At 69.4% G+C, this 9,064-nt stretch carries 5 protein-coding genes and 1 pseudogene; 4 read left to right on the forward strand and 2 right to left on the reverse strand.

What is annotated here, in order from left to right; genetic code table 11:
- Window positions 1-153 precede the first annotated feature (153 nt).
- Genes A9X03_RS21805 through A9X03_RS21820 form a run of 4 tightly spaced genes read left to right on the forward strand, consistent with a single transcriptional unit; the run spans window position 154 to window position 5,549 of the window.
- Window positions 154-1,131, forward strand: coding sequence for an ABC transporter permease (locus A9X03_RS21805; protein ID WP_067761209.1), 978 nt, complete (start codon window positions 154-156; stop codon window positions 1,129-1,131).
- The gene (locus A9X03_RS21810) at window positions 1,128-2,054 is read left to right on the forward strand and encodes an ABC transporter permease (RefSeq protein ID WP_067783847.1); all 927 of its coding nucleotides are present in this window, start codon (window positions 1,128-1,130) and stop codon (window positions 2,052-2,054) included. Before A9X03_RS21805 ends, A9X03_RS21810 begins: the two co-directional genes overlap by 4 nt.
- Window positions 2,051-3,889 carry an ABC transporter ATP-binding protein gene (locus tag A9X03_RS21815; protein WP_067761205.1) on the forward strand — a complete coding sequence of 613 codons (1,839 nt, stop codon included), beginning with the start codon at window positions 2,051-2,053 and terminating at the stop codon, window positions 3,887-3,889. Before A9X03_RS21810 ends, A9X03_RS21815 begins: the two co-directional genes overlap by 4 nt.
- A gap of 25 nt (window positions 3,890-3,914) precedes the next feature.
- Window positions 3,915-5,549 (forward strand): ABC transporter family substrate-binding protein, encoded by a 1,635-nt coding sequence (locus tag A9X03_RS21820; RefSeq protein WP_067783843.1) that lies wholly within the window; start codon window positions 3,915-3,917, stop codon window positions 5,547-5,549.
- Here A9X03_RS21820 and A9X03_RS21825 read toward each other — a convergent pair.
- Complete coding sequence (locus A9X03_RS21825; protein WP_067761201.1) at window positions 5,536-6,780, reverse strand: alpha/beta hydrolase; 1,245 nt, start codon at window positions 6,778-6,780, stop codon at window positions 5,536-5,538. The two genes, A9X03_RS21820 and A9X03_RS21825, sit on opposite strands and share 14 nt — an antisense overlap.
- Window positions 6,781-6,865: 85 nt before the next feature.
- A pseudogene (locus tag A9X03_RS21830) lies at window positions 6,866-8,896 on the reverse strand (ATP-binding protein); the annotation flags it as partial.
- Between the last annotated feature and the right edge of the window lie 168 nt (window positions 8,897-9,064).

Consider the following 9,064-nt stretch of genomic DNA (forward strand, 5'->3'; position numbering starts at 1 on the left):
AGTGTCGCAGCACCGCGGTGGATGTTAACAACGGGCCACCGAATATTGACGCATGAAAATCAGCCCGATCACAAGGATCCGGTCGGCGCACCCGGCCGGTACGGGCCCGGCTCGTTAACCTGTCCCAATGCGAGAGGGGCGGTGCGGTCGGGGATGATTCGTTTCTTGGCGCGCCGGTTGCTCAACTATGTCGTGCTGCTGGCCCTGGCCTCGTTCCTGACGTTCTGCCTGACGTCGGTCGCATTCAGGCCGCTGGACAGCCTGTTGCAGCGCAGCCCGCGGCCGCCGCAGTCCGTGATCGACGCGAAGGCCCGCTCCCTCAATCTGGACAAGCCCATACCGATCCGCTACGCGCAGTGGGCCTCGCACGCCGTGCGCGGCGACTTCGGCAAGACCATCACCGGACAGCCCGTCGGTGCCACGCTCTGGCGCCGGGTCGGCGTCACCCTGCGGCTCCTGGTGGTCGGATCGCTGGCGGGCACCGTCCTGGGCATCGCGGCCGGGGCCTGGGGCGCCATCCGCCAGTACAGACTCAGCGACCGCGTCGTCACGATGGTGGCGCTGCTGGTGCTGAGCACCCCGACGTTCGTCATCGCCAACCTGCTGATCCTTGCCGCGCTGCGGGTGAACTGGGCTCTGGGCGTGCACCTTTTCGACTACACGGGGGAAACCTCGCCCGGCGTGAGCGGCGGCGTCTGGCATCAGCTGGTGGACCGGTTGCGGCATCTGGTCCTGCCCACGCTCACGCTGACGCTGGCGGCCGCCGCCGGATACAGCCGTTACCAACGCAACGCGATGCTCGACGTCCTGGGCCAGGATTTCATCCGCACCGCGCGCGCCAAGGGGCTCACCCGCCGGCGTGCGCTGGTCAAGCACGGACTGCGCACGGCACTCATCCCGCTGGCCACCCTGTTCGCCTACGGGGTCGCCGGGCTGGTCACCGGCGCGGTGTTCGTCGAGAAGATCTTCGGCTGGCACGGCATGGGCGAATGGCTGGTGCAAGGGATCGCGACGCAGGACACCTACATCATCGCCGCGATCACGCTGTTCTCCGGCACGGTGGTGTTGCTGGCGGGTCTGCTCTCGGACGTGTTCTACGCGGCCCTCGATCCGCGGGTGCGGGTGTCATGACATCCGAGGCCAAAGTGGATGGCGCCCAGGGGATTCCGACGCCAAAGGCCGCGGAGTTCACCTCGCGCCGCACCCTGGTGCTGCGCAGGTTCGTGCGCAACCGGTTGGCGGTCGCGTCGCTGACGTTGCTCGTGCTGCTGTTCGTCGGCTGCTACGCGCTGCCCGCGGTGCTGCCGTACTCCTATGACGACCTCGACTTCGACGCGTTGTTGCAACCACCGAATTCCCGGCACTGGTTGGGCACCAACGCGCTAGGCCAGGACTTGCTGGCGCAGATCCTGCGGGGCATGCAGAAGTCGATGCTGATCGGTGTCTGCGTGGCCGTCATCTCGACCGGCATCGCCGCCACCGTCGGCTCGATCGCGGGCTACTTCGGTGGCTGGCGGGACCGGGCGCTGATGTGGTTGGTTGACCTGCTGCTGGTGGTGCCCAGCTTCATCCTGATCGCCATCGTCACACCGCGGACCAAGAGCTCCGCCAACATCCTGATGCTAGTCTTGCTGCTTGCCGGATTCGGCTGGATGATCAGCTCACGCATGGTGCGCGGCATGACCATGAGCCTGCGCGAACGCGAATTCATCAGGGCCGCAAGGTACATGGGCGTGTCCAGCCGCCGCATCATCCTGCGCCACGTGGTCCCCAACGTGGCCTCCATCCTGATCATCGACGCCGCCCTCAACGTCGCCTCGGCCATCCTGGCCGAGACCGGGCTCAGCTTCCTCGGGTTCGGCATCCAGCCGCCGGACGTCTCGCTGGGCACGTTGATCGCCAACGGCACCCAGTCCGCGACGACGTTCCCTTGGGTCTTCCTGTTTCCGGCGGGCGTGCTGGTGTTGATCCTGGTGTGTGCCAACGTGACCGGGGACGGCCTGCGCGACGCGCTCGACCCCGGCAGCGGCATGTTGCGGGGTGGTGCCCGGTGAGCGCGCTGCTGGAGGTCACCGACCTGGCCGTCAGCTTCCCGACGGACGGCCAACCGGTGACCGCGGTCCGCGGCATCAGCTATCGCGTCGCCCCCGGCGAAGTCGTGGCCATGGTCGGCGAATCCGGCTCGGGCAAGTCGGTTTCGGCGCTGGCGGCGGTGGGCCTGCTGCCCGAGTACGCGCGGGTGCGCGGCTCGGTGCGATTGCACGGCACCGAGTTGCTCGGCCTCGGCGACGACGCGATGTCACGCTTCCGCGGCAAGACGGTCGGCATGGTGTTCCAGGACCCGATGTCGGCGCTGACGCCCGTCTACACCGTTGGCGACCAGATCGCCGAGGCGATCGAGATCCACCAGCCGCACGTGGGCAAGAACGCCGCGCGCCGGCGCGCGGTGGAACTGCTCGAGCTGGTCGGCATCGCGCAGCCGGAACGGCGCGCCCGCGCGTTTCCGCACGAGCTGTCCGGCGGTGAGCGACAGCGAGTGGTGATCGCGATCGCGATCGCCAACGACCCGGACCTGCTGATCTGCGACGAACCCACCACCGCGCTGGACGTCACCGTGCAGGCGCAGATCCTCGAGGTGCTCAAGACGGCGCGCGACATCACCGGCGCCGGGGTGCTGATCATCACCCACGACCTGGGTGTGGTCGCCGAGTTCGCCGACCGGGCGCTGGTGATGTATGCCGGCCGCGTCGTCGAATCGGCGGGGGTGCATGATCTCTACCGCGATCGCCAGATGCCCTACACCGTCGGGCTGTTGGGTTCGGTGCCGCGGCTCGACGCGGTGCAGGGCACCCGGTTGGTGCCCATCCCCGGCGCGCCGCCGTCGTTGGTGAGTCTGGAGCCGGGCTGTCCCTTCGCTCCGCGCTGCCCCCTGGTCGTCGACGAGTGCCGCGCGGCCGAACCCGAGTTGCTGCCGGTCGGTGTGGATCACCGGGCGGCGTGCATCCGCACCGACCAGGTCAACGGGCGCACCGCCGCGGACATCTACGGTGTCAACACCTCCGCACGCGGGGTGACGTCCGGCGACTCGCCGGTGATCGTCCGCGTGCGCGATCTGGTCAAGACGTTCCAACTGACCAAGGGGGTGGTGTTGCGCCGGACCGTCGGTGAGGTCCGCGCGGTCGACGGCGTCAGCTTCGAACTGCGGCAGGGCCGCACCCTGGGCATCGTCGGCGAGTCCGGTTCCGGCAAGTCGACCACCCTGCACGAGATCCTGGAACTCGTTGCGCCGCAATCCGGCTCGATCGAAGTCCTCGGCGCCGACGTCGCGACCCTCAGCGCGTCGCACCGGCGATCCTTGCGCCGCGACATCCAGGTGGTGTTTCAAGACCCGGTGGCCTCACTGGACCCGCGGCTGCCCGTGTTCGAGCTCCTCGCCGAACCTTTGTCAGCCAACGGCTTCGGTAAGGACGAGACCAACGCGCGCGTCGCCGAGCTGCTCGACATCGTGGGGTTGCGCCGCGCCGACGCCGCCCGCTATCCCGCCGAGTTCTCGGGGGGTCAGAAGCAGCGCATCGGCATCGCGCGGGCGCTGGCACTGCAGCCGAAGATCCTGGCGCTCGACGAGCCGGTCTCCGCTCTCGACGTCTCCATCCAGGCGGGCATCATCAACCTGCTGCTCGACCTCCAAGAGCGGTTCGCCCTGTCGTACCTCTTCGTCTCCCATGACCTTTCGGTCGTCAAACACCTCGCGCACCAGGTGGTGGTCATGCATGCCGGCACGATCGTGGAACAGGGCGACAGCCGGCAAGTGTTCGGCAACCCGCAGCACGAGTACACCCGGCGACTGCTGGGCGCGGTACCCCAACCGAATCCGGGCAAACGTGTCTAGGCGGGTCACGACGGCGCTCGTCGCGATGGCGCTTGTCATCTCCGGATGCTCGCCGGCCATCAACTTGGCGCCGCAAACCGGCCAGCACGCCCAGATCGGCAGCACCAGCGATATCAACCCGCAAGACCCCGCCACCCTGCAAGACGGCGGTAGCCTTCGGCTCGCGCTCAGCGACTTCCCGCCCAACTTCAATGTCCTACACATCGACGGTAATTCGGCCGAGGTCGCCGCGATGATGAAGGCCACCCTGCCGCGAGCGTTCATCCTCGGCGCCGACGGATCGACCACGGTCGATACCGACTACTTCACCAGCGTCGAACTCACCGGCACCGCACCGCAGGTGGTGACCTACACCATCAACCCCCGGGCCGTGTGGTCCGACGGCACTCCGATCAGCTGGGAAGACATCGCCAGCCAGATCCACGCTCTCAGCGGCGCCGACAAGACATTCGAGATCGCCGGCCCCAGCGGCGCCGACCGCGTCGCGTCGGTCACCCGGGGTGTCGACGACCGGCAGGCCGTGGTCACCTTCGCCAAGCCGTACGCCGAGTGGCGCGGCATGTTCGCCGGTAACGGCATGCTGTTCCCCAAGAGCATGACGGCCACACCCGAGGCGTTCAACAAGGCCCAACTCTTGGGACCCGGCCCGTCGGCCGGCCCCTTCATCGTCACGTCGCTGGACCGCACGACGCAGCGAATCGTGTTGTCCCGCAATCCGAAATGGTGGGGCGCCCGCCCACGCCTGGACAACATCACCTACCTGGTGCTGGACGACGCCGCGCGGCTGCCCGCGCTGCAGAACAACACCATCGACGCGTCCGGCGTCGGCACCGTCGACCAGCTGACCATCGCGCAGCGCACGAAGGGAATCTCGATCCGCCGCGCCCCCGCCCCGGCGTGGTCCCACTTCACGTTCAACGGCGCGCCCGGGTCGATCCTGTCCGACAAGGCGCTGCGCATCGCGGTGTCCAAGGGCATCGACCGGCGCACCATCGCCAAGGTCGTCCAATACGGACTCACCAGTGATCCGGTGGCGTTGGGTAACCACATCTATGTCGCGGGCCAGAAAGGCTACCAGGACAACAGTTCTGCGGTCCCCTACGACCCGGACGCCGCCCGGCGGGAGCTTGACGCCCTGGGCTGGAAGCAGGGCGGCCAGTTCCGCGAAAAGAACGGCCGCCAGCTGGTCATCCGCGACCTGTTCTATGACGCCCAGGGCAGCCGGCAGTTCGCCCAGATCGCACAGCACAGTCTGGCGCAGATCGGCGTCAAGCTCGAACTGGTGGCCCGGTCCGGCAGCGGGTTCTTCACCAACTACATCAACGTCGGGGATTTCGACATCGCCCAATTCGGTTGGCTCGGAGACGCTTTCCCGCTTTCGTCGCTCACCCAGATCTACCTGTCGACCGGCGAGAGCAACTTCGGCAAGATCGGCAGCCCCCAGATCGATGAGGCCATCGAGCGGACGCTGGAAGAACTCGATCCGGACAAGGCGCGGGGCCTGGCCAACGACCTCGACAAGCTCATCTGGGCCGAGGGGTTCAGCCTGCCGCTGACCCAATCCCCCGGCGACGTCGCCGTGCGCAGCACGCTGGCCAATTTCGGCGCCGCCGGTCTCGGCGACCTGCGCTACACCGCCATCGGATTCATGCGCGGCTGATCCCGCGACGCAGCCGCGCCGGGATAGGCAGGGCGCCCTCCACGGTCGCGGCGACCCCGATCGCCTTCCACAGCAGCCGCAGCTCGGGACGCGCCGGAAGGGCGTCGAGCGCAGGCGCTCTCGCCGCGAGCGCGTCGATCTCACCCCGCCACACCGCTCGGGCGATGGCAATCGCGGCGGGCTCGCGGAAGTCGAGCGCGCTGTGCGCCATGGTGGGCAGCTTCAGCAGCACCACGTTGGGCAGCAGAGCCGCCTCGCGCTCGGCGACCGCCGGCGGGGTGATCAGATCGCGGCCGCCGGAAACCACCACGGTAGGCCAGCCGAAATGCGGCATCTCTGCCACCAGGTCATAGGGCTCGTCCTCGAAAGTGGCCGTCTCCGTGCGTGCTTCGCGCTCCGCTACGGCGGGGTCGAGCGGTAGCCCGTCGGGTTCGGCGGCGTAGTTCAGCTCGCGGAACGCGATGCGGCTCACCAGGTCTTCCTCGTAGCGGTACGGCAGGTTGCTCAGGGTGGCGAACCGGGACAGCGCCCACCACAGCAACTTTCGGCCGTCCAGCAGCAGGTCGAGTTGTCGCTCCAGCAGCTCGGCTCCGCCGTAACCGTAGATCGTCGCGACCACCTGGGTGGCCGCCGCCGTCATCACGCCGGCGTCGACGAGTTTGCGCATTTTCGGAGCCAGCGCGGCCGTTTCGGGGCTGTCGCCCCTGAGCAACAGCCTGCGAATCGCGCGGCGGACGATCACGATGTCGTGCCGCGACAGCAGCGGCGAATCGAGGATCATCGCCCGCACCCGGCCCGGATGGCGCACGCCGAACCCGGAGGCGATGTAGGTGCCGTACGACGCACCGTAGATGACGGCGGTCTCGACGTGGGCATCGTCGAGTACGGCGGCGATGTCGTCGACGACCTGGTTCACGGTGATCGCCTCGGGAGGCAGATCCGCACCGGAGTCGTCGTGCCGCGACATGCCCACCCCGCGGTGTTCGATCATGATGACGTCAAGGCCGGCCGCGGCCGCGCGGCGCCGCAGCCCCTTGTACATCTGCACCGACGCCACCCCGGGACCGCCCGGGATGATGACCAGCGGGTGCGCCGACTTGCGGCCGGTGCGCACGTAGTACAGGTCGAATTCTTCGCTAGTCTCCGGCGAGATCGGCCGGCGCACAGGCCGGACACCGGGCAACGCCGCGAGCTTCTCCTGCACCCGCCGCCGTTTAGCGTTCATCGTCATCGGTGTCGGCCCGCCATGACACCATTCTGCCGGGCCTGCGGGCGGCCACCGCGTCCGGTGTGGTCGACGCAGCTCAGCGCCGGTGCTAGGCGCTGAGATCGATGCGGTGAGCGCCCTTGACGCCGTCGTACCGGTCGGGACTGCAGGTGAGGACGATGACCTGCCCGTGAGTGCCCACCGTGTCGAAGACCTCCCCCATTTTCGCCAGCCGATCGGGGTCGGTGAACCCCAACGCGTCGTCGACGACCACCGGAACGGCGTCCTGCTTGGCGACCAGGGCGGCGCCGGCCAGCCGCGCCAAGATGCCGAGTTGCTCCTTGGCCCCACCCGACAGCGAGTCGTAGGGCACCGTGATTCCGTCGAGCGTGCGGCTGCGAATGCAGAGGTCGCTGTCGATCTCGACCTCGAACGTGGGACCGAACACCGGGCGACCCAACCGCTGCAGTTCCGCGCGGTAGGGCTCGACGTACCGCTGCCGGGTGGTGTCGCGGTGACGCGTCATGACCGAGCGCAGCAGGCGCGCCGCCCTGGCCCGGCCGCCGACGCGGATGTGCTCACTGGCGGCTTGTTCGCGTTCGGTTTCCGCGGCGTCGAGCTTGCCCTGGCGGCCCTCGCTGCCCATCACCGACAGTTCGATGGTGATCTCGCGCAACGCGCGGGCGGCCTCTTCGTAGCGCTCGCGCAGTTCTTCCGTTTCCTTTACGGCGGCGCGCAATTCGGCGTTCACCGAGTCCGGGCTTGCCGCCGCGAGTTCCGCGGCGAGCTCGGCATGCCGACGTTCGGCGGCGAACGCGGCCCGCAGCGCCGTCTCCGCCGCCGACGCCAGTTCGTCGTCGCCGGCCGACGCCCGCTCCTGGGCCAGCCGGTCGGTGGCCGCGTCGAGTTCGCAACGCTGGTTCTTCAGCGCGTCCTCGAGAACCGTTGCGCGGGTGGCCAGCTCGGTGAGCCGGGCAGTGACGGTGGTGGCGATCCGGCGTCGGTCGTCGCACTCGGCGATCGCGGCCTGGCCAGCCGCCCGAAGCGCTTCAAGCTCGTCGCGGGCGGCTCCGATGCCCGTAGCCGCGCTGTCCGCCGGTTGCGCGGAGCGCAGCTGCGCGAGTCGCGAACGCAGCTCGTCGACCTCGTCGTCCCCGCACAGGCCGGTGAGGGTCGCGGTCAGTTGGTCGCGGCTGCCCTCCAGTTCGCGGCGACGCTGATCGGCGGCCCTGGCCGTGGCCAGGTCGGCCACCCGCGCCTCGGCCAACGCGGCCGACAGCTCCTCTTGCGCCGCAGCGTGTTTCGCCTGGACATCGAGGGTGGTTGCGCCGGGAGTGATCCACGCGGTCAGGACGCCGGGGACTTCGACCGCGGTGGGCCCGGTGGTCGTGATGGACCAGGTTTGGCCTTCGGACAACGCGACCCGTTCGCCATCGATGGACAGCTCGATGTCCGCGGCGGCGGCGAACTCGACCGCCGCCGACGTCGACGCCAACTGGTCGCCGATGCGATCGACCGCGGACGCGGCCGTCTCGATCCGGCGCAGCTGCTGCTCGGTGAGCGCGATCTCGCCGAGTTCCGCGGACACCCGCTCGCAGTCGCGCTGGATCGCGTCGATCTTGGCCAACCGGGCGCTCAGCCGCTCGGCCTCCTCGCGGTCGGCGAGCTGAGTGACGGTGCGGCGGGCGGATTCGGCGCGGTGATGCAGATCCGCGACGGCCTCTGCGGCTTGCCGGGCGGCGGCCTCGGCGGCCTCGGCCTCGGCCTGCGCCGCCGCGCGCGCGTCGGCGGCCTCTTTCGCTTGTGCCTCGGCAGCCACGACAGCCGCTGTGCGGGTAGCGATTTCGGCGAGAAGCTGCAGACGCGAGGTGCGGGCCGTGGTGGCCGCCGCGCTAGTAGCCGCCGCGGCGGTCGCGATCAACTCGGCCTCGCGTGCTTGCCCCGTGAGTTCGGCGACCTTTTCCGCGGCCTGCTGCGCGGCGGTGAGCCGGGGGCGCGCGGCGATGCGCTGCTGGGACAGGTCGGCCACCTGTTGCGTCAGGGCCGCGTGCCGACCCACCCGATCGTCGACCTCGGCGACCGCCGCCGCGCACTCCGCGACCGCGGCCTCGGCGTCGGCCAGGCGGGTGATCGCCGCGGCGTTGTCGGGCACCGAGCCGTTGCTCATCGAACGCATCGACGCGGAATACGGACGCTACTTCACCCCCACGGGGCGTCCCACCGGGGAATGGGCCGCGGCGATCACCCGCCTGGCCGACGCCGAGGCCGCGGTCGCGGAGTGCGCGGCGGCGGTCGCCGAGGTCGGCGC

The organism is Mycobacterium sp. E1715, from assembly GCF_001667625.1.
GTDB lineage: Bacteria > Actinomycetota > Actinomycetes > Mycobacteriales > Mycobacteriaceae > Mycobacterium.